This is a genomic window from Nostoc sp. KVJ20 (assembly GCF_001712795.1).
Classification (GTDB): domain Bacteria; phylum Cyanobacteriota; class Cyanobacteriia; order Cyanobacteriales; family Nostocaceae; genus Nostoc.
On the sequence record NZ_KV757541.1, the window covers coordinates 18,142 to 41,428 of the forward strand.

The window sequence follows — 23,287 nt, forward strand, 5'->3', positions numbered from 1 at the left end:
GCGAATGGCACTGATTTTAAAACAGTGGTGGAAGAGAATTCTCTTCCACCATTTCACTTACGCCGCTACCAACTCCCGACGAACTTGCGGCAGTTCAATCGGAGTTATCACTCTACGTAGTGCTTCTACAGCCTCCCTGACGCTCCAATACTTCATGCCATCGCCACAGCGCCAGTAGTAAGTCTTGGGGTCGTTTTCCCATAACTCATCAACGTTTCTGACCTTGAAGATAATTCCCAAGAATTCACCATCTAGATATACGTTGTGAGCAGTCTGGATGTTAGTCTTACCCACATACATCAAACGATAGTTGTCCACTGGTTCGCACAAGTCTTCTGCACGAGTCCCGCGATACCCACAGTTACCGCACCCATGACCTTCGCAGTCTGGACAGATGGCAGCAGGCATATTCCACTTCGGCAGTGTAAAATCCCATTCAGCCGGTGGGGTTAATATTCGAGCCTTGTGAGAGATATAACAACCAGCGTGACCGATTACTTTATCAGAATGGTATTGGAGACTCAACGATAGCCAATCACAATCACCCAATAAGCCAATTTTCTCAGAAGCTTGTTTTAATTCCTCATCTTCCTTATGATTGCGCTCTACTGGAGCAGAAAGACTCGCTTTTACCTCTGCAACAGCGCGTTTGAATGATTGTTTATGGTATCGAGCATAACCGTGGGTCATTTTCACCCACACGATATCATCACTGTTGATCCAGATAGTTACTACATCTTCGGGCTTGCACTCTTTTGAGTAGTCCGACTGATTGACGATGGTTGCAATGATTTGGCGATCCTGTGTGGTTAGTGGATCTTTTGTTGGCGCAGGGGCTGAAAGTTGTGTAATCATTAGCAAATACCTCTTAAATGGGTAAAAGGGCGATCGCAAGTTTTGCAGACGGAGCGATCGTCCTATTTTTATTGGTTAGTTTGTTGTGCTGAAAGCACAACACTCTCAATCTAGAATTGGCGAAGCCTCATTTTTCTTGCTCCTAACCAGTAGTTAGAGCTACTAAGCAAAAGACATAGTGCGTCACGCGACCGACGGCTTCAATAGTATTATTTGCCAGCCACTGCACTCAGGCGATTGCTTCTGCTTTGAATAAAAGGCTTGCTCAAAATGGCTGTGTGTCCGTTGATTGCTTCTCCAGGCTTCTTTACCCACTCAACAGAGCTTGTGCTATACCCCGGTGATCATGTCTCTAGACTATGTTTCGACTTGGAACGTTAACTCGATTTGGTTTGTAATGGTTGACTTGCGAACTCTTTCGCGTCCTGGGTGCTGGCAGTTCGCTTTCCTTGCCCTTATGTTTATTAACATACTCTAGTTAACTAGACTTGTCAACTATAGAAGCTAGTCAACTAGACTAGCTTACTATTGACTAGACTAGTTAACTAGATTAGACTAGGCAACAAGACAAGTAATGTAGAGGAGGTGATTAAGTTGAAGTTGCTCATTTTTATGGATTTAAAGGAGTTGCGTGAGAAAGCTAATTTATCAGCTGAACGGGTAGCAGTAGAGTTAGGTAAATCTGTTTCTACTATTAGATTTTGGGAGGCAGGAACATATATTCCTAGCCTTAGTCCCAGTGAAACCCTACAGCTAACCCGTCTTTACCGATGCACTCTTGAAGAGTTATCGGAGTCTTTTATTGAAACGCAGCGCAAAAGCGGAAAAAAGCTTAATTAAAATGGCTTTTTTCTTACCCAACCATAAAAGAGCAGATTAAATCACTGGAAAGTAATCACGTAATTCCTTAGCAAGATTGTTCTAGGCTGAGTTAGTTTTTTCTCAGCTTAGTAGAGATGACTTTTGCGTATGATCTGTTCTTGCTTGATAACGAAGAGAAGATTGTTTCTTTCGTCAGCCATTAATTCGCAAACAGGAGATAGAAGTAGAACGCATACATACTCATGTTTTAGTTGTATTGTTCTATACTTTAAAAATATTCTGATTCAGGCTTTTTCCAACAATTCAAAAGATAAAGCGATCGCTCGGCACTAAACAAGGTGCGAAGTAGTTTTTAAGGAAGCATATTCACAAATAGTTCAGGGTTCTAAATCGGCGGAGTGTTAAGTCTGCACCGTCAATATTTTCATGCTCAAAACCCAATAAAGAACGAGAACAAAGCATAGAGGGGAAAATGAGTAATTCTGTTGTAAGCAATCGCAGTGATTTTGCAATAGTCGTTCCATCGTTTCTAGACGACTATGGGCTTAATCCTCAAGAGTATCGTTTATATGGACACATAGTTAGACGAGCCGGAAAAGACGGATGTTTTGAATCAATTCCTAACATGGCAGCAATCTGTTTAATGAATGAAAAGACTGTCAGGAAAACCCTACAAATCCTGATTGCAGCTAGGTTTATCAAAATAGCCCAAGAACGAAAAGGGAAAACCACAATTTATGAAATCACACATCATTCGCAATGGATGGCATCAAAATATCTAGAAAAAATCAGACAACAAATCACTGGTGGTAAATCAGGTAGTACCAAATTAGGTGGGGGTAGTGGTACCAAATCAGGTAGGGGTGTGGTACCAAATCAGGCAGGGGTAGTGGTACCTGAAATGGTAGGAGTACCCCTACCTGAAATGGTAGACGAAGGAATTACCATTAAGGAATTACCAATTAAGGATCTCCCTTTAAGGGATCTCTCCCTTAATCCCTCTCAAACTGACATCGACTCACAAGAAAGAAAAGAAAAAAGAGAATTTGGATTTCAAGTCAAAGAAGAACCCAATTCAAGTTTCTCCACTTTGTTGCCAAAAAAATCCGAGACTACGCAACCAACAAGTCAGTCTCTCATGAAGGTAAATGTTCCGCCGCCACTGCCCGACCCATTTTTGAAAAATCAACGCAAAAAGCCCAACGATGTGATTTGGGATTGGCTACCAGATGGCCCGTGGCGTAATGAAGAGGGCAAGCTTGATGCAGAATTTCAAACCGCCCTCGCTACTCGGTGGATGAAGGAGTATGGCGGCGACTTACACGCAAACAAAGCCAAGGTACTGAAACACTTCCGCAATGAACCGACTAACTTAGCGATTGAGTGGGAATGGTATCAATCGACTTTCATCCATCGCGTTGTCAATATCCAAACCCGCAAGCAGAACGGGCTAGACACCACCCAAGATGAGGAACAGATAGCGCTTCAAGCTAGAGCAGCAACACCATTACCTGAATCAGTACGTGTAACACAAACACCCACGTTAACCAAAATGGTAGAGCAAGTAGCAGACTATGCCCTGCCTACTCTGATTTCTCAAGAGCCGCCCAAAGATGAGTTTGGTTGCATTAATCCTGGGGCTTACTTGAATACACCAAAACAGTCAGACAGGGAATTTTGGGCTAACTTCACACCTCACGCTGTGCCAAGTCGCAAAAAATCATCTGTTGCATCCGTTCTAGAAACGGCAAAAACAGCTATCGAGGCTTTGAAAGTTGAGAAAGTAGAGCATTTGAGTGAAAAAGCTCCTGTGCGAGAAGCAGAGGAAGAGGTGGGAGTGTGGGGAGATATTGCCTCACATACAACTCCCGCAAATAGCTCTCTGCCCCTTGCCTCTTCTAAAAAGTTGACTGCGATCGCCGCTATAGTTCAGCCTCCAGTAATAGAAGAAGAAGCTGTACTACAAGATATGAGGAAATATCTTAATTGCGGCAGTGACGTATTGAGGCAAACTGCAATTGATTGGGCCTGCGATCCTGCTAATCAATGCGAACTCGTGATTGTATCAGGGCGAGTGGTTGATTTGAAATGGGTTGATTTTTAAGCCGCAAACTCAATACCAGAGTGTCTTATGGAATACTACAAGCAAAATAAATACTTACAAACTTGGAATTGTCAAGATATTCCGGGTGAATACAGTTTCCACCAGCTTATATGTCAAGAGGTAGTTAGTGAGGAGAAAAAGGAGTGACTATTTTTACCTCTTACTATGCAGGAGAAATCAGAGGTGAAGCCGTCTCCATCTCTCTATATCCTCCAAAAGGCTTTCCAGGCAAGCATTTACCTTTATTTGCTCCAACGTCAGAGCTACTGAAATGGTGGAAGTCTTCAGCGTCAGATACTAATGCTGAACAAGAATACACCCGCCAATTCCACGAAATTTTGCTTTGTAGGCAGCAGCTGATTGATATTTGGGTTGCAAAACAGCAGCAAAACTCACATGACATGACATTGTGCTGCTACGAAAAAACTGGCGATTTTTGCCATCGGCATCAAGTTGGACGTGAAGTTATCCAACGATATCTGCCTGAACTTTGGGGTGGGGAAGTTGGGTTAAGAACTGTTACTAAGCAGAAAATATCCACCAATGATGGGTCAAAAATCATACTCCCAGCTACATACCCGCCCCAAGTATTGAGTCTGATCGAGAAATGTCATGAGTTGGGGTATCCTGTAAAGTGCGATCGCTTAGAGTGCGGATACTACCAAGTTACCCTCAATGGAGAAGACTTAGGTGTGTGGTCAGAGTTGGGTGTGCTTGGGGTATTATCCGGGTTGCAGGAGAAGTTTTACCGTGAGCGCTTAATTCCGTCAGTGGCTATGGCTGCAAAGGCAAGAGGTAAGAATAATCAGCAAGATATCAAGATGCCTTCGTGGGTTTTGGCTAGGGATACTCAGTCGGAAGTTTCAGCCCTAGTGGATCAGCCAGCAACAGAAGAGTTAAAGCCATCTCGTGCAGAAACATCTATTATTGAGCAGATGAGTCTGCTATGACTATTGTTCCATCAAGTACTGATGAGACAAGTAAGATAGTGCCCTGAAAGCTAAGGTTCCGCCGCGCCTGTCGCTCAAAATGAATTTTCTTCAAGTGATGAATATCCATCTACTTCAGCAATACGATTTCAAACTGTTAGCCTTCGCGCCTCCAAAACTTTACTTTCAAACCATCCCTTGGACGAGAAAATGGTAGTACTAAACGTCAAATGGATGTTCGAGTGGTTTATCCGACACACTTTCCATCGGATTTTTCTTAACATTCAAACTTCTGCGGTTGAGATTATTGAGACAATGAGGTGAGAAAAATTGATGTAAAAACACATCGGATGACTAATGGGAGTAGCTTGTGGTGGTACTGTTGTAGTTTAGAGTTGAAGATTATGTTCGCAGTTAATATGTTAGCTTTGATGACTGATACTCTTGTGGATTGACATACAAGGTTCAAACCTTCAATACATGCAAAGGCGTGCTGATGCCGGAAACTAAAGAGGTTGTTTACACAAGCAAAATTATTAAAGCTGGGGCGCTTGTCGCAGATACAAAAACCCTTTTGGTAAACTGGGATTCATCGCTTGCTGTTGCGGAAAATTTAGACAAGTTTCGACGGGAGAATATTTTTGGTAAACCATCTCGCTCCAGGGTAGAAGATATCCTGGCAATTTTTCGTCAGCGATACTTAATGGAGGAGCAAGTAACTAAAGCATTGGTAAATTTGCTTGATCGCAGATTCCCAACAGAGGCATTTAACTGTATCCTTTACTTTCATGCTACTCAATCTGACCGTTTGCTTCATGATGTTGTTACAGATTTACTGGCTAATTTTTACTACTTAGGAAGGCAAGATGTTAGCGTAAATGACGTGAAAAGTTGGATTAACAAACAAATTGCTCAAGGGAAAACACAGTCTACATGGTCGGACAGAACAATAACAGGCTGTGCTAGGGAGATTTTAAGCACACTAAGGGATTTCGGTATACTGAAGGGAGCAGTTAAGAAATATCTAGCACCCATTTACTTACCAGTGCAGGCATTCGCTTATATTGCTTTGTATTTAAAACAACACCAGCCATCGGGGGAAAAACTGATTAATGCGAGCGAGTGGCAACTGTTCTTTTTGTCAACTAAAGCTGTAGAACGTTTCTTTATGGAAGCCCATCAGCACCGACTGCTGGAGTATTATGCAGCAGGGTCAATTATCCGGATTGATTTTCCTACCGAGTCTATAGCTGAGTACGCCGATGTTATCGCTTCTTGACCGCATATCACTTTTAGAAAATGACTTAAAAGCAGTTCCACTAAGGATTAGTGTTCACCACGATTTACCATTTGCGATTTTGCGGTACGACCCAAAGGAGGAATGGGAGGTGCGACGACAGGCGAAATTATTAGCAACTCGTATGGGTGAATGCGGTAAGGAAGTCCGAATAATTTCGTTGTCCCAAATGTTATGGGAAGCTATAAAACACTCTGAAGGGCTAAAAGCAATTGTAGACCTGGAGACGGAACGTGGATTTAATGCCGCACAGGAGCAAGTCAATATATACCTATCCGATCGCGATTGGTGTCCATTAACAGATTTGTTAACCCAAAAATTGCGATCGCTAGACCCACAAAAACATATTGTATTTCTGACGCGGGCCGCAGCGATGGCACCAGCAATTTACCAAATGTCGAAACTTTTGGATGAAATGCAAGGTCGGACACGGGTAACAACTATTTTGTTTTATCCGGGAACACTAGAAGGGACAACGGGCTTGCGGATGATGGGATTAAAAGACCGCGAAGCTATGGGTAACTATAGAGTAAAAATATACGGGTAATAATATTTTGGATTTGAGATTTTAGATTAAGAAATATTTTTGTATAGCGTTTTGGGCATTTATATATAGGTAATTGAGGGATATGAATACAATTGGTGAACTATTGGCACGGGATTTGGGACAACCGATTGAGGAAATTATCAAGGTTGACCAAGTTAATGAAGACTCAGTTTATACCGAGATTACTGAGTATATCGCCACGGAACGTATCCTCGAACAGTACCGCAGTTTGCTCAAAGCTATTGCTGAAGAACCGTCTGAACCAACGGAAGGTATCGGTGTTTGGATTTCTGGTTTCTTTGGTTCTGGTAAATCTTCTTTTGCGAAAAATTTAGGGTATGTCCTCTCGAACCCTCATATTAAAGGTGTTGCGGCTAGCGAGTTATTCAAACACCAAGTTAATGACCGTCGGTTGGGTGAATTTTTAGACTCAATTAATACCAGAATTCCTACTGAAGTCATCATGTTTGATGTTTCCGTAGACCGTGCAGTTAAGCGGACTAACGAACGTATTGCAGAAGTTATGTATACTGTCCTGTTGCGGGAGTTGGATTATGCGGAAGACTACGATATTGCTGAGTTAGAAATTGAACTTGAGCGGGAAGGTAAATTAGATGAGTTTATCGCCCGTTGTCGCTCTATTTACAGTATCGAGTGGCGAGTTGTCCGTAAAGGTGCCCAGAAAATCGCCAGGGCTAGTGCAATTCTCCATGCTTTAGACCCAGTAACTTATCCTACAGCTGATAGTTGGTCGCAATCCCTGCGAAATAAAAGTGCTGATATTACTGTGGGTCGGTTTGTGGAGCGGACATTCGATTTATGCGCTCGCCGTAGACCGGGGAAGGCTTTAACTTTTGTGATTGATGAGGTGGGACAATATGTTGCCCGCAGTGCCGATAAAATTGAAGATTTACGAGCTGTGGTGGAGCAGTTTGGGAAAGTTGGTAAGAATTTATTAAAGGCGAAAAAGGTCATAGCACCAATTTGGGTGGTTGTCACCTCGCAAGAAAAGTTGGATGAGGTTGTTGCTGCGATTGATGATAAACGGGTGGAGTTAGCGAAACTTCAAGACCGCTTTAAAACCCGGATTGACATGGCTCCGGCTGATATTCGAGAGGTAGCTACCCGACGGGTTTTAAGTAAGAAAGATGCTGCTGTGCCAATTTTGCAACAGTTATTTAAGGATTCCCAAGGACAGTTAAACGCCGCTTGCCGTTTGGAAAGAACAACACGCAAAAGTGAAGTTACGGAAGCGGATTTTGTACAATTTTATCCCTACTTACCGCATTTTATTGAGCTTTCGATTGAGATTATGTCGGGTATTCGGCTACAACCAGGAGCGCCGAAGCATTATGGGGGCAGCAACCGTACTATCATTAAACAAGCCTATGAAATGTTGGTATCGGAAAGAACTGCTTTTGCGAAAAATTCGGTTGGAACTTTAGTTACTTTAGACAAAATTTTCGAGTTGGTCGAGGGTAATTTGTCCACCGAAAAAAGAAATGATATTGACGAAATTACCCAGCGTTTTAAAGATAATTTAGAAGATAATGGCATGGCGGCACGGGTAGCTAAAGTCATTTGTTTGCTAGAGTTTGTTCGAGATTTACCACGCACGGAAGCTAATATTGCAGCTTGTTTGGTGGATAGAGTTGGTCAACCATCGCTTGTGGCTGCGGTGGAGAAGTCGTTAAAGTTACTGTACGATGCTAAGTTTATCCGCAATACGGAAGAAGGTTGGAAGTTACAAACAGCCCAAGAAAAAAATTGGGAGACGGAACGACGCTCTTATTCTCCAAGACCACGAGATAGAAGTGAGATAATTCGGGAAGCGCTCAAGGATATATTTAGCGATGGGCGATTGAAAACATATCGCTATCGTGATTTACGTAATTTTGCGGTAGCAATTAAAGTTGATGGTAATGCAATTAACGATGGACAAGTACCGCTTGGGATTTGGACTGCACCGGATGAGCAAGAATTTACGGCGAAGGTGACAGATATCCGTAACGAAAGTCGTCAAGAAACGCACCTTCAGGAGATTTATTGGGTATTTTCTGTAAATGAGAATATTGACAGTTTAGTGGCTGAGTTGTATAAATCGCGGCAAATGGTTGCTAAGTATGACCAGATGCGGGTGCAAAACAAGGCTACAAATGAAGAACTAGCGTGTTTGCAAACTGAGAAGTCTGAGGTTTTGCGCTTTATTAGTAGGTTAGCAGGAAAGTTAGAAGAAGCACTGATTGCTGGTACGGGAATGTTTCGGGGTGTATCGAAGGATGGTTCAGATTTAGGGAAATCTTTGGGTGAGATTTTTAAGGGTTTATTTGATTTTGCAGTTCCTGACCTTTATCCTAAATTAGAGATGGGAGCGCGTAATCTTAAAGGTAATGAAGCTGAAGAAATTCTCAAAGCTGCTAATCTCAACGGTTTATCTCAGGTATTTTATAGTAGTGACTCAGGGTTAAACCTGGTCATCAAAGACGGTGCAAAGTTTGTTCCTAACCCCGAAGCCGATGTAACGAAGGAAGTACTGGATTATTTAATGCAGCAGCATTCCTATGGTAGTAAGGACACGCGTACTGGTAAAGCGCTAGAAACGCGGTTTGGCGGACTTGGTTATGGGTGGGAACGAGATATTTTGCGTTTGGTGTTGGCGGTTTTGTTCCGCGCAGGTTCTATTGAAGTATCTCACAAAGGGCAAAGGTTTGATAGCTATCAAAATCCCAACAGCCGCGAACCTTTTACCAGCAATACAGCTTTTAAGTCTGCGTTGTTTACACCTGTCAAACCCATTGGTTTATCTACGCTCAAACAAGCGGTAGAAAATTACGAGGATTTGGCGGGTGATACTGTTGATATGGAAAAAAACGCGATCGCAACAGTTCTCAAACAGCTAGCAACGGAAGAGTTACACCTTTTGTCGCGGGTGGAAGAACGAGTTAAGGCGAATAGTTTACCTGTTGGCGACCAACTCCAAGATTACCGCAACACACTCACAGAAATTCAAAATGGCGCTGCGGACGATTGTGTCAAGATTTTAGCAGGCGATGGGGTTTCTTTGAAAGCAGCAAAGGAAGGCTTTCGGCGCATCCGCGAAGCAACTAGTGATAAGTCTTTGTCTACCTATAAAGTTGCGAAACAGGTAGCGGGAAATCAATGGTCTGTTGTCAGCCAGCAAAAGCCGGAAATGGCAGAAATTGCGAATCGCTTGCGGGAAAACCTTGATGCGGAGTATTTTGTTGACCGCATGGCACAAATAGAGGAAGATGCAGAAGCAATTTCTACTGCCTATGCCGAATATTATGCTGATCGCCATAATCAACGCGCCCAAATTTATTTAGCAGCCATTACGGACATTAAAGGACGTAGCGAGTGGACAAATATACCTCTAGAACAGCAGGAAGTTTTGTTGGGTGATTTGCAAAAACGCGCTTGCGAACACGATTTATCTGCTAAAAATTGGTCGTCAATTGGTGATGAATGTCCGTTGTGCAAGGCAAGTATTGCCCAAATGGAGTCAGATTTGGCTGCACTTTCGGGCTTAAAGAGTCAAGTTTTGGTTAGAATTCAGGAATTAACAGCACTTACGGAGGAAAAGGAAGTAGTAATTGAACGGGTGAGGTTAGGGGATTTTTCCTCAAAAACCATAGACTCGGAGGAAGCGGTGGAACAAGTGGTGGAACGTTTAAGGGAACACTTGTTAGACCGAGTAAGTAAGGGTGTGAAGATAATTTTGGAGTAATTAAAATATGGTTCAACTTAGTGAAGTTTTTGGCATAGCAACATCCATACCCAAATATACCTATGTGGATCGTGCTAGTTTAGATAAAACATTTAAATACTTGCTTAGTCGTGACCAGCATATAGTTATTCATGGTCCTTCCAAGCAAGGAAAAACAATTCTTCGCAAGAAGAATTTACAAGAACAGCACTGTCTGACTGTTCAATGCCGTTCTAATTCGACTCTTGAACAAATCTACCTTGAAATATTAAGGCTTTTGGGAACTCATATTCCGACAGAAATTACAAAAAGTTTTACTCTTGGTGCTGAAGGAAAAGGAAAGGCTTCCGCAGGAATTAAAGTACCATTCATAGGGTCTGGGACGGGAGAACTTGAAGGAAGTGGTAGTATCGAAAAAGGTTCAGAAAGTGTATATGAACCAGTTGGTTTAAATCCAGAGAGTCTTGGATATATTGCCGAACAAATTAAAAAATCAAATAAAAGAGTTATTATCGAAGACTTCCACTATTTACCTGATGAAGAAAAAAAACGATTGGCTTTTGACTTAAAAGCCTTATGGGATAATTCTGTATTTTTTATAATTATTGGTATTTGGGCAGATCAGAATCTACTTACTTATTACAATGGAGATTTAAGTGGAAGGGTTAGTGAAATTGATGTTCAGTGGACAAAATCAGAGTTAGAAGAAGTTTTGAGCAAAGGAGAAAACGCATTAAATTTTTATTGGGAGAAAAATATTAAACAAGAAATCATATATGATGCCAATCAAAATGTAGGTTTATTACAAAGAATAGCTGAAAAATATTGCTTTGAAGCAGATGTATTAGAATGTTTACCACAGGTAAAAAATCTAACAGACTTAGAACCACTACATAGATGTCGAATAGCTATTTGTAATGAAGAATCTGTTCGCTATCGTCAGTTTAGCGAGTCAGTTAGTTATGGTTTTAGGATATCAGGATCAAATGTAAGCGTGTATCAACGTATTATTCGTGTTTGTATTGAAGCCTCAGACTTAGAGCTTTACAATGGATTACACCAGAACGATTTACTAAATCGTATTAATCAATTAGAGCCACAAGTTAGAAGTTCAGATTTGACAAAGGCTTTAGAGCGGCTTGACAGACTACAAGCAGATCGCAGCATTTCACCATTAATTTTTTCATATAATCCTGATTCCCGAAAAGTACAGTTGGTAGACCGAGAACTTTTGTTCTACCGCAAATATGGCAACCCCAACTGGTCATGGGAGGAATCATAAAATGGATAAATCTCTAAGAAATACTCTCCGCAATGTAGTTACTCAATGTCGCAAGCTATTAGAAGAAGCAGTAGCCGAAGTTTTAGAAGGACAATTTGGTATTTACGCTACAGGTAAAATTGAATCTGCTGACCGTATGGGACATCTTTCGGCGGATGATTTGGAGTACCGAGAACAGTTATTAATTCATTTACAGCACATCCAAGCAGCAGGTTTTAAAGTCAAGGATGCTGTAGAACAATTAGTGCGAGAAGTAGCGTTTACCCATCTTAATCGCTTTTGTGCTTACAAAATGATGGAAACGCGGGGATTGATTCGCAAAGCGGTAAGTGATGGGTTAAAATCTCAAGGATTTCTCTTTTATTTGGCTGAAAATTCAGAGTCAGAAAAACTCTACAATGAGGGTAAGCAAGATGTCGCTTATCGGCATTTTCTGGAATATTTAGGAAGCACTTTATCATCAGAAATTGGGGTATTATTTTCACCTAATGATCCGGCAAATCGATTATTCCCACCGCAGCGTGTTATTGATTCGGTGCTGAGTTTAGTTAACAGCGAAGAATTGAAATATATTTGGGTTGAGGATGAAACAATTGGCTGGGTTTACCAGTATTTTACACCCAAAGAATTGCGGGATAAGGCGCGAAAAGAAAGTCAAGCACCGCGTAATTCTTATGAATTGGCGTTTCGCAACCAATTTTACACGCCTAGCTATGTCGTGCAGTTTTTAACTGATAATACTTTAGGGCGAACTTGGTATGAAATGCGCCAAGGAGAAACAGCATTAACAGAACATTGTCAATATTTGGTGCGTCGTCTTAATGAAATATTTTTAGCTGAAGGTGAGGAGGTTCCCACAAGTGATGATAATGCTGAGGATTTGTCACAGGAAGAACTTTTAAAGCAGCCAGTTTATATTTTGCATCGACCGAAAAAAGACCCCAGAGAGATTAAAATACTTGACCCAGCTTGCGGTAGTGGTCACTTTTTACTTTATTGTTTTACTTTACTATTAATTATCTACGAAGAAGCTTATCATGACCCGGATTTAGGTGCAGTATTAAAACAAGACTATCCAGATAGAGAAGCATATAAAAAAGCTGTTCCAGGGTTAATTTTAGCGCACAATATCCACGGTATTGATATTGATATTCGAGCTACTCAAATTGCAGCTTTGGCACTGTGGTTAAGGGCACAATGGACATTTCAGGAAATGGGGATTAAGAAAAATCGCCCACAAATTACTAAGTCAAATATTGTCTGTGCGGAACCCATGCCTGGGGAAAGAGAACTTTTCGATGAGTTTATATCGGAACTTCAGCCGACTGTTTTAGGGCAGTTGATGAGGGTAGTTTTTAATAAGATGAATTTGGCAGGGGAAGCAGGTTCGCTATTGAAGATTGAAGAAGAAATTAAAGATGTTATTGCAGAAGCAAAGCAGCAGTGGAAAGCAAAGCCAAAACCGAAGCAACTATCATTATTAGTACAGTATGAAGAACCAGAAATAGAGCAATTAAATTTATTTGATGTGCGAGATGTGACAGATGAGGAATTTTGGAATGAAGCAGAGACAAAGGTAATTGAAGCTTTAAGAGAATATGCAAATCGTGCTGTTGGTAGTCAAAAGCTTCTCCGTCAGTTATTTGCTGGTGATGCAGTACAGGGTTTTGCTTTTATAGATATCTGCCGGAAAAAATTTGATGTTGTTTTGATGAATCCACCTTTTGGTGATGCCAGTCTTCCATCTAAAGAATATATTGAAGAAGTTTATGGAGACACAAAAGGAGATGTTTACAAAACGTTTGTTGAATGTTTTCAGGATAGGTTAGTTCCCTGTGGATTTTTAGGAATAATTTCTAGTAGGACGGGATTTTTCTTGGGTCAATCAAGTGATTGGCGAGAAAGAATTTTGTTGCGTCTCTATCGTCCCATGTTATTAGCTGACTTGGGATATGGCGTACTTGATGCGATGGTGGAGACAGCGGCTTATGTTTTGCGTAATATTAGTGTAGCTGAAGACCGTAATTTAACATTAGAAATTCTTCCAGAACTGCTTACTATTCCAACAGATAAAGATTTTGCATTTAGTATCCCCAAATATCAAAAGCATCGGGGAGGATTAAAACGACATCAAGCAACGCAAGAATTACAGCGAATTCAAGAAAACCGCTATATTCACTCTCTATCAGACCATTATAAAAAGTTTAAAGCAAATAAGGACATTATCAAAAAAGCTAAAGCTCCAGTTTTTATTTCATATCCATCTCTAATTAGTTTGCGGCTGTTAGGGGAAGATGATAAAGAAGCGGCTTTGCAGGAAATATTACAGAACTCAAATGATTGTCGATATTTTGTGGTTTCACCACTTGAGTTTAAAAAAGTTCCAAATACACCGTTTTGTTATTGGGTTAGTAACCGCATTCGGAAACTATTTAATGACTTATCACCATTTGAAAGTCAAGAGAGGACTGTTAGACAAGGATTAAGCACTGCTGATGATTTTCGCTTTGTGCGTCTTTGGTGGGAAGTAAAGACAAAGGCTTTATGTCCACCTATTGTTCATCCAATTAAACCGTATTACTCATACTGTGTGTTGGGTGATTATCGCTGGTTTCCATTTGCTAAAGGAGGACAATATTCTCCTTATTATGCTGACTTGCATTTGGTAGTCAATTGGGAACGAGATGGAGAGGAGTTGAAAGCTTGGGCAGATCCTCTTTATAACAACTCTGGTTGGTCACGTATTATTAAGTCTGTTGACTACTATTTTCGTCCAGGTTTGACATGGCCTCGAAGAACAACCAGTGGGGTCAGTTTTCGTGTTTTACCAGCAGGCAGCGTTTTTGCTGATAAAGGTTCAGCAGCCTTCGTAGAAGAAAAGCCTTCCTGGATAGGATTACTTCAGTCATCTTCTTTTGAAGCTTTAATAAGCTTGCAGCTTGGCGCGGCAGATGCTGCCGCACGTTCTTATGAAGTAGGATTAATTCGTAATACTCCCGTTCCAAATATTTCTAGCTTCGATGCTAAACATCTAGAACAACTAACTTTGTTGGCAATAGATATCAAGCGTTATCTAGATACAGCTAATGATATAAGCCATGTTTTTTATTTGCCTGCCTTATTAAGACAAGTTGTAAAAAATACATTAGCCGAAAGTTTATCTTTTGAACAGGCTCAGTTAATTGAAAGTAAAGATAAATTAGCTGATTGTCCGCGTCAAATCAATGAGCTTGCCTTTCAGCTTTACAATATTAAAGACAAAGATAGAGAAATAATAGAATTATCTGTTGTTCATCAGTCATTATCAATTAGTAAAGAAAATGACGAAGCTGACATAGATGAGGATACCTCCACAGACAACGAACAAATAGGCAACAAAAAACTCACCGCAGACCTTATTTCTTATCTTGTCGGTTGTATAGTTGGACGTTGGGATATTCGCTTCGCCACAGGCGAAAAACAACCCCCCGAACTTCCCGACCCTTTCGCACCGCTTCCCGTCTGTTCCCCTGGAATGTTAACAGGCGATGATGGCTTACCCCTCCATGAAACACCACCTAACTACCCAATAGAAATTGATTGGGACGGTATTTTAGTAGACGACCCAGACCACCCCGAAGATATTATCCGCCGAACCCGCGATATACTACACGTTATCTGGGGCGAAAAATCAGAAGCTATCGAACAAGAAGCCTGCGAAATCCTGGGTATCAAAGACCTACGTGATTACTTCCGCAAATCAAGCAACGGTGGTTTCTGGACTGATCACATTAAACGCTACTCCAAAAGTCGCCGCAAAGCCCCTATCTACTGGCTGCTACAATCATCCAAGAAAAACTACGCTCTTTGGATATACTACCACTTCCTAGATAAAGATATCCTATTTAAAGCCCTAGTCAACTACGCCGAACCCAAACTGCGCTTAGAAGAAAGCAACCTCGAACAACTCCGCAGCCAAAAAGAAGCAGTTGGTACAGCAGGGAAAACCGCCAAACAACTAGAAAAACAAATCGACCGTCAAGAAGCTTTCATCTCCGAACTACGAGATTTTCAAGAAAAACTGCGTCGTGCCGCTAACCTCAACTTAGAACCAGACCTCAACGATGGTGTAGTTCTCAACATCGCCCCATTGTGGGAAATAGTACCTTGGAATGAAGCCAAAAAATATTGGCAAGAATTAACAGAAGGTAAATACGAGTGGTCTACCATTGGTAAACAACTAAGGCAAAAGGGGATAGTTAAATGTTAAAAGAACTTCACCTCCAGCAAGTTGGTCCATCTGACCATTTTGATGTTGAATTTACCGATAGACTCAATATATTTACGGGTGATAACGGTTTAGGTAAAAGTTTTTTACTCGATGTTGCTTGGTGGGTACTCACTAGAAATTGGGTAGACCAACCTGCTTATCCACAAAGACATACAGATAAATTACCAACAATTATCTCAAAAATTGATACACAAAATTGGGAAGTACTTTTTCATGAAATAGACGTTCAAAGTCACTTTGATTTTTCTGAACAGAAATGGCAGGGAAATTGGCCCCTGCATAACTTATCAAAGAATTTGGTTATTTTTGTTCGCGTTGATGGCGGTTTTTCAGTTTTTGACCCTGCTCGCAAACGTGATAATGCTTATAATTTTAACCAGGATACGCTTTGGAATGGCTTAAAACAAAAAGGTAAAGTTATTTGTAACGGTCTAATTCAAGATTGGGTTGCATGGCAAAATCAACCCAATAAATATCCATTTAAACTATTTGCTAACGTCATTAAAAAACTTGCACCTCATCCTGATGAATGGATAGAGATTGGAGAACCTACGCGAGTTTCTGTGGAAGACGTGCGTGATATTCCTACAATTAATTTGACCTATGGGAATGTCCCTGTAACTCAAGCTTCAGCCGGAATGAAGCGGATTTTGGGACTTGCTTATTTACTTGTGTGGACTTGGTACGAACATAAACAAGCTTCGGAACTGCGACAGCAAAAGCCAACAAATCAAATAGTTTTACTAATAGATGAAATTGAATCTCACCTGCACCCTCGTTGGCAAAGAGTAATTTTACCGGCTATTTTAGATGTGGTGACAGAATTACAAAATAGTATGAAAATACAGGCTTTAGTAACTACCCATTCTCCACTTGTACTTGCTTCCTTAGAACCCAATTTTAACGAAGAAGAAGATAGATTATTTTTATTTAAATTAGAAAACCGAGAAGTTACCCTTGATGAAATACCTTGGTCAAAACAAGGAGATACAGTAGGCTGGTTAACCTCAGAAATTTTTGGACTCAAACAAGCCCGTTCCCAAGAAGCAGAAATTGCTATCGAAGCCGCAGAAGTATGGATGCGAAAGGGTGATATGAATGAGTTACCAAAAAACTTGAGAAACCACACTCAAATTCATCAAGAATTGCAAAGGGTTTTACCCGGACATGACCCCTTTTGGGCGCGTTGGATAGTCACATCAGAAAAAAGAAATTCTGGATTATCAGGGGTATAATACCATGTTTGTTTAAATAACCATAAATCAGTTTTTAGTTGCGTTTAAACACCAAACTTATTTTTTAGGGCTAATGCCCAACTACAAACTAAATTTTATTAATTTTATTATGGGCAATAAACAGAATATGATAGAACACAGATGATACCGTTTGAACCGCCACTAGAACCACCAGATTTTGATGAGAAAGTGCGACAACGAGGAAATGCTTGGTTGGCAAAAAATCCCGACACAAAAAAAGGAACTAGAGACTATTGGTCGCCTTTCAAAAGTAATTTAGCCGATGGGTTTAACAATCTTTGTGCATATTCAGTTATGTACGAACCAGTTGGTACAGTAGAGCATTATCTCAGCCGCGAAAATTATCGTAATTTAACTTACGAATGGAGCAATTTACGCTATGCTTCGGCTTGGATTAATAGTACCAAAGGCACCCTTGATGATCAAGTACTTGATCCCTTTGATTTGGGAGAAGATTGGTTTGAAATTCTGCTCCCTTCCTTACAGTTAGTCTTAACAGATAAAGTTCCTCCCCAACAACGTCGAAAAGCAGAATTTACCTTAGAAAGGTTGCGCTTGCGCGATGATGAACGAGTCTTGCGCCAACGTCAATCATGGTATCAACTATATTTGGATGGAGATTTAACTCTACAAGGATTAGAAAAAAAGGCTCCTCTTATCGCCCGTGCAATTATTAGAAAACAGCAGCAAGCAACTCAAAAGCAATAATATCAATTATCTAGTGGTGCAAATAACAACGGATGTTACAATTAGAACCTCACCGACCTTGCTTCTAAATTCCTTAAAATGAACAATGCTGACAACTGAGGGGCAAAACTGACAGTGGGAATTATCACCGACTATCTCCGCAAACTAATTACCAAGCAAATAGAGGACAACGGTATCGTCGTTTGGTGCGATCGTGATCGCCACTACACAGACATTGTATCAACCCTGAATATTCCCAATATAACTGTCATTTGCTACATTAACAGTTTTTTTGAACTCCGCCACGAAATCGAATCCTTGTTGGACGGCACAGAACCCCCTCGGCTGCTGATTTATGTACCCCTTGGCTCCAGTGAAACTCACAACGCTCTCATCGAATTAGAAGCCGCCGGGGTAATCATGAAACCCGGTCAGCAACCCCCCATCCGCAACACCAAACTTTCAGTTATTGCCCGCAATGCCTTAAAACCCATCTTGGGAGATGAGACAACCGCCAGCATCGAAAAACAGGTAGAAGCGGGAAAGCTGACACTAGCTGACCTCAACGCCATAGCTGAAAAAGGCGAAGGCATTTCTCAAGGAGTCATCCTGACCATATTTAAAACCGGGAATCCCCAAGAAGTCACACTGGAATTTTTGGCTAGTGATCGCTTCGACAGTGCCATTGTCAGTAAAGACGCTAGTCAAGAATTAGCGATACTAATGCAAAGCGCTTTTGACGTACAATTTCCATCGGAAGAACCCCCCAACGCCCACCGTGCCAGATTAGCACGACATATCCTCTCTACTGAATTTATTTCCAGCATTAAAGGAGACATCCCCAACCAGCTAAGTAGCGTCAAAATTCCTGCAAAACCTGCTACCCGCGACGCTTGCATTCAATTAGCTAAAACTTGGCGACTGCGACGCGACCTCAAAGAAAGTTATATTAATTACGCTAATCAAGTTGAAGCAGAACTTGGCTTAAATAATATTGATTTTCCACAACAACAAATAGCCGAAATTGAAACCTTTCTTGGGGTTGAAAGGAGAGTGCAGCGCTATATCGAAACTGCTTTGCTGACAGAAACTAATGCACAAATTAGCCAAATTATCAAAGCAAGGCAATCAAGCTTTTGGTCAGAAAATTTTCCAGACATCCAAGCACATTGGGCACTAATTGCCGTAGCAGGTCAACTGCTATTAGAAGCGAACCGGATCGAGAAAGAATTGAAACCACCACTCGCTGATGTGCAAACCATCTTTAACGCTTACATCGATATAGAAACACCCTGGTGCTTACTCGACACCTATCACCGTCATTTGGAACGACGTTGGCATAACTTTGAGTGGGGTTTGCATGACCGCTACCAAAGTTTAGAACAATTGGTTAACCATGCCAGACATCGCTACATGAGCGTCGGTTCGCAATTGGCAGAGACTTTTCTTCGTCGCTACGAAGCCGCTAAATTTCTCCTTCCTGGAGTCATGTGCCAAACCGAAATATTTGCCAAAGCAGTTAAGCCCAAATTATCAGAAGGCAAAACCGCCTATGTGTGGGTAGATGCACTACGCTACGAAATGGCACGAGAATTAACCCAAACCCTAACAGAAGACTATAACTTGCAAATTCAGGGAGCAATAGCTACAGTTCCCACCATCACTGAAATTGGTATGGCGGCGTTTCTCCCCGGTGCAGAGAAATCAGCCACCGTGGTCAAGAGTAGCGATAGTAAACTGGGACTGGAAATTAACGGTACAGTTCTCAAAGACAGAGCAGGGCGGATAAAATTTCTGCAAGAAAACGCTGGAGTGAGTATTTTTGTCACCAAATTGGGAGATTTATTGCCCAAACCGAAGAAAAAAGAGCGAGAAGGCATCCAAAACAATGAATTGATTCTCGTTACTTCCCAAGAAATTGATGCTATTGGCGAAGGTGATAACATTCGTCTTGCTCGTCGGACAATGGACGAAATTCTTAACGAACTTAAAAAAGTCTTTCGAGTTTTGGGTGAATTGGGTGTAGAAACAATAATTTTTGCTGCTGACCACGGCTACCTATTTGGTGACGAACTCAGCGATGATATGAAAATAGATTCCCCAGGTGGCGATACAGCAGACCTGCATCGACGTGTCTGGGTGGGGAAAGGTGGAAAAGCCGACCCTGCATATCTTCGCGCTAAACTGTCAGATTTTGGTTTGGGTGGAGACTTAGAAATTGCGACACCGTGGAACTTTGCCTGTTTTAAGGTTAGAGGTGGTACAGAAGCTTACTTTCATGGTGGTTTGTCACCCCAAGAACTTATTATCCCAGTAGTAACTTTAACACCCAAGCAAAAAATAGCTGGGGGAATTACTAGCGAAATCAATTGGACACTGGAACCCGGCAGTCAGAAAATTAGTACCCGCTTCTTCTCCGTGACAATTAAAGGGGATGCCACTGGCATCTTTGAATTAGTACCGCCAAAAGTGCGAGTGGAGGTGCGTGTCAAAAAAGATTGTATTTCCCAACCAGCAACAGCATCTTATGGTTTTGAGGAAGCAACAGGCGACATCCAACTACAATCGGGAACTGACAACCCTAGAGCTATTGAGTCAAATACTGTAGCCTTAATAATTACACAAGACCAGCCAGCTAAAACTATAGCCAGCGTGCATTTGCTTGATGCCGTCACTGACACTGAGTTAGCTAGAATACCAAAGATTGAGATAGCGATCACAATTTAATCAACTAAAAATAAATCAAAATAAAAAATGTTTGTACTCGGTTTGCCAGTTTTAGTCTAGCGTAGCAAAACTAACTAGAGCAAAAACTTAAACGTAGTAAATTCGTTATTATTGAAAATTTTGGTTTACCTATTTACGCCTATTTCAATCATGAAAAATCTCCTCTAGTAAGTTTTACCACACTAGGTTTTAGTTACACAGGTTAAACCGAGATAAGCTTAATTAATATTAGGTGAGAATCAATGCCGGAACTAGACCAAAAAGCAGCATCAGTATTCGCGGGTAAAGTCGTTCGCAAAGATTTGGTGCGAAAAGTCAAAGTTGGGGCGAATGTTCCGGTGTTTGTCCTGGAATACCTGCTTGGCAAATACTGTGCCACCAATGATACCTTTGCCATTGATGCAGGTTTGAAAGTCGTCAATTCTACCTTAGCTGAAAATTTTGTCCGCCCCGACGAAGCCAACAAAGCCCAATCTTTTGTCCGCGAAAAAGGGCGATACACCCTCATAGATAAAATAAAAGTCCGCTATCTTTCCGATGATGATAAATATTGGGCTGAATTTACCAACTTCGGTCATAAATACGTCCATATACCCGAAAGCTACGTTCGGAAATACGACCGCTTGCTAATGGGTGGTATCTGGGCACAAGTAGAATTACGCCACGAATTTGACGAGGAAGCATCAGGAAAACGCAGTCCTTTCTGGATTGACAGCATCAAGCCAATTCAGCTAGCAACCTTCGACCTCGACGAATATCGTCAGTGTCGCAGTCAGTTTAGTACATCGGAGTGGATTGATTTACTCATCCGTAGCATTGGTTTAGAACCCTCCCATTTTGACCGCAGGCTAAAACTACTGTTTTTGGTGAGACTTATCCCCCTATGCGAACAAAACTACAACCTTGTTGAACTTGGTCCCCGTGGTACAGGTAAATCTTACGCCTACCAAGAACTCAGCCCCTACGCCATTTTGTTAACTGGTCCCACCACAGTTGCCAATCTCTTCTATAACATTGCTTCGAGCAAGATGGGGTTAATCGGTTTGTGGGATTCGGTAGCATTTGACGAAGTAGCAGACTTGCAAAAGATGCCCAAAGAAGTTATCACCACCCTCAAAACCTACTGCGAGTCTGGTACGTTTGCCAGAGGTAAAGAGGCGCTTTCGGGAAGTGCGTCCATTGCCATGTTTGGTAATACAAACCAACCGGTAGAAGTTATGGTACGGTCTTCCCACTTGTTTGCCCCCATGCCGGACGTAATTCGAGAAGACATGGCTTTCCTCGACCGCATACATTATTATATCCCCGGTTGGGAAATCCCCAAAATGCGGATTGAATATTTCACCGACCATTATGGTTTCGTCGTGGATTATCTGGCAGAAGCCCTACGGGAACTGCGTCGCCACAACTTTACAGAGATGGTAGACCACTATTTTTCTCTGGGTTCTCACCTTAACGCCCGCGACGTAAAAGCTGTCCGCAAAACAGTGGCGGGTTTAGTTAAATTAATCCACCCTAGCGGGGAAGTTGCTAAAGAAGAAATGGCAGAATTGGTGGAATTGGCAGTGGAAGGTCGCCGTCGGGTGAAGGAACAACTAAAGAAAATGGGTTCCTTCGAGTACCATCAAACTTCCTTTTCTTACATAGATACTGAAACCCGCGAAGAACGTTATGTTGGTGTCCCAGAAGAAGGCGGGCGGGATTTAATTTCCACAGACCCCCTTGCCCCTGGTAGCGTTTATGTTGCTTCAGTAGATGACCAAGGTAAAGTAGGACTTTACCGCCTAGAAGTGGGATGCGGTGCAGGTACAGGTAGATTGCGGTTAGCTGGTGGCATTGATAGCGCTATGAAAGAATCAATCCAACGAGCATTTGCTTATATTCAAGGTAACAAAGTCAACATGGGTATAGCCCAAGCTGTGGTTACAACTGATTTTCATGTTGAAGCAATTGATTTGTTAACAAATCGCGTTAATTGCGATGTTGGTATTGGTTTTTTAGTAGCTATATATTCTGCAATCAAAAAGCATTCCGTACAGCCAGGACTACTAATTTTAGGCGACCTCAGTATCCAAGGGAACATCAAAGCAGTTCGCTCCTTAGCCGAACCATTGCAACTAGGGATGGATAATGGAGCGCGGCGAGCTTTAATTCCAATTGAGAACAAACGTCATTTTTTAGAGGTGTCGGCAGATATTATGGAACGGGTTGACTCTATTTTTTACAGCGACCCACTGACGGCGGCGATGAAGGCATTAGGTGTAAATTAATAATTAGCTCCGAAGCGATCGCTGCACTCGAAGAACGCCATAAACAGGAACTAGAGAGACTTTCCCAAGAATTGAGAATTGGTTTGCAGTATTCTGGTGTATGGGAAGCCCGACGCAGTGGAGAAAACCTGATTGTAGATTTACAAAGTCGGCTCGAACAGCAGACTTCATTGACAATGACTTAATCGCTCACATAAATCCCTGCCTTACCCCCAGGCTTCCTTATGTGTAATTTCCGACTCTAAGAGACTTAGCATTTTCTCTTCCAAATCCGTCACATAAGCATGATTCAGTTTCCCCAACGACTCCAGAAACTTCTGCACCGACTCCTCCAGCCCACTCGAATACACCCGATTGATGCAATCGCTCAAGGATTGCATCTGCTGACACTCCTGGGGTAGGTAGTTGAAGAACTTCAGATGCAGCAACCCAACCGTGTGTTCGCCATGCCAAAGTCTCACAGTGAAACTGAGTACATTCACTGCGCTGAGTATTTCAAACCTGGATGACTTCGTAA

The 23,287-nt window shown here is 41.7% G+C and carries 14 protein-coding genes; 12 read left to right on the top strand and 2 right to left on the bottom strand.

Features of this window, described 5'->3' with window-relative positions; genetic code table 11:
* Positions 1–57: 57 nt before the first annotated feature.
* Positions 58–855 (bottom strand): hypothetical protein, encoded by a 798-nt coding sequence (locus A4S05_RS00950; protein WP_069067973.1) that lies wholly within the window; start codon positions 853–855, stop codon positions 58–60.
* 594 nt (positions 856–1,449) lie between these two features.
* On the opposite strand from A4S05_RS00950, the gene A4S05_RS00955 reads away from it, so the two are divergent.
* The 12 genes from A4S05_RS00955 to brxL all read left to right on the top strand — a co-directional run bounded on the left by A4S05_RS00955 (position 1,450) and on the right by brxL (position 22,770).
* Positions 1,450–1,695 (top strand): helix-turn-helix transcriptional regulator, encoded by a 246-nt coding sequence (locus A4S05_RS00955; RefSeq protein ID WP_218107920.1) that lies wholly within the window; start codon positions 1,450–1,452, stop codon positions 1,693–1,695.
* Positions 1,696–2,149: 454 nt separating this feature from the next.
* Positions 2,150–3,781: a helix-turn-helix domain-containing protein gene (locus A4S05_RS42875; RefSeq protein WP_256090770.1), complete on the top strand. Its 1,632-nt coding sequence runs from the start codon at positions 2,150–2,152 to the stop codon at positions 3,779–3,781.
* Between the two features lie 143 nt (positions 3,782–3,924).
* Positions 3,925–4,731 (top strand): DUF488 family protein, N3 subclade, encoded by an 807-nt coding sequence (locus tag A4S05_RS41195; protein ID WP_069067976.1) that lies wholly within the window; start codon positions 3,925–3,927, stop codon positions 4,729–4,731.
* A 475-nt stretch (positions 4,732–5,206) separates the two neighbouring features.
* The gene (locus A4S05_RS00970; protein WP_069067977.1) at positions 5,207–5,989 is read left to right on the top strand and encodes a BrxA family protein; all 783 of its coding nucleotides are present in this window, start codon (positions 5,207–5,209) and stop codon (positions 5,987–5,989) included.
* Complete coding sequence (locus A4S05_RS00975) at positions 5,973–6,554, top strand: BREX protein BrxB domain-containing protein (RefSeq protein ID WP_069067978.1); 582 nt, start codon at positions 5,973–5,975, stop codon at positions 6,552–6,554. Before A4S05_RS00970 ends, A4S05_RS00975 begins: the two co-directional genes overlap by 17 nt.
* Positions 6,555–6,636: 82 nt before the next feature.
* Positions 6,637–10,299: a BREX system P-loop protein BrxC gene (gene brxC / locus A4S05_RS00980; protein ID WP_069067979.1), complete on the top strand. Its 3,663-nt coding sequence runs from the start codon at positions 6,637–6,639 to the stop codon at positions 10,297–10,299.
* Between the two features lie 7 nt (positions 10,300–10,306).
* On the top strand, positions 10,307–11,560 hold the full coding sequence (locus tag A4S05_RS00985; RefSeq protein WP_069067980.1) for a P-loop NTPase family protein: 1,254 nt from the start codon (positions 10,307–10,309) through the stop codon (positions 11,558–11,560).
* Position 11,561: 1 nt separating this feature from the next.
* The gene (locus tag A4S05_RS00990; protein WP_069067981.1) at positions 11,562–15,809 is read left to right on the top strand and encodes an Eco57I restriction-modification methylase domain-containing protein; all 4,248 of its coding nucleotides are present in this window, start codon (positions 11,562–11,564) and stop codon (positions 15,807–15,809) included.
* On the top strand, positions 15,803–17,065 hold the full coding sequence (locus A4S05_RS00995) for an AAA family ATPase (protein ID WP_069067982.1): 1,263 nt from the start codon (positions 15,803–15,805) through the stop codon (positions 17,063–17,065). The genes A4S05_RS00990 and A4S05_RS00995 overlap by 7 nt, the downstream gene beginning before the upstream one ends.
* A gap of 141 nt (positions 17,066–17,206) precedes the next feature.
* Complete coding sequence (locus A4S05_RS01000; RefSeq protein WP_069067983.1) at positions 17,207–17,794, top strand: HNH endonuclease family protein; 588 nt, start codon at positions 17,207–17,209, stop codon at positions 17,792–17,794.
* Between the two features lie 114 nt (positions 17,795–17,908).
* A complete protein-coding gene (locus tag A4S05_RS01005; RefSeq protein ID WP_069067984.1) occupies positions 17,909–20,500 on the top strand; it encodes a PglZ domain-containing protein in 2,592 nt (863 codons plus the stop codon).
* 242 nt (positions 20,501–20,742) lie between these two features.
* Entirely contained in the window at positions 20,743–22,770 is a 2,028-nt protein-coding gene (brxL, locus tag A4S05_RS01010; RefSeq protein ID WP_069067985.1) for a protease Lon-related BREX system protein BrxL, read from the top strand.
* Positions 22,771–22,992: 222 nt separating this feature from the next.
* Here the strand turns inward: brxL and A4S05_RS01015 are convergent, their stop codons facing one another.
* Complete coding sequence (locus A4S05_RS01015; RefSeq protein ID WP_176726880.1) at positions 22,993–23,223, bottom strand: hypothetical protein; 231 nt, start codon at positions 23,221–23,223, stop codon at positions 22,993–22,995.
* Positions 23,224–23,287 lie beyond the last annotated feature (64 nt).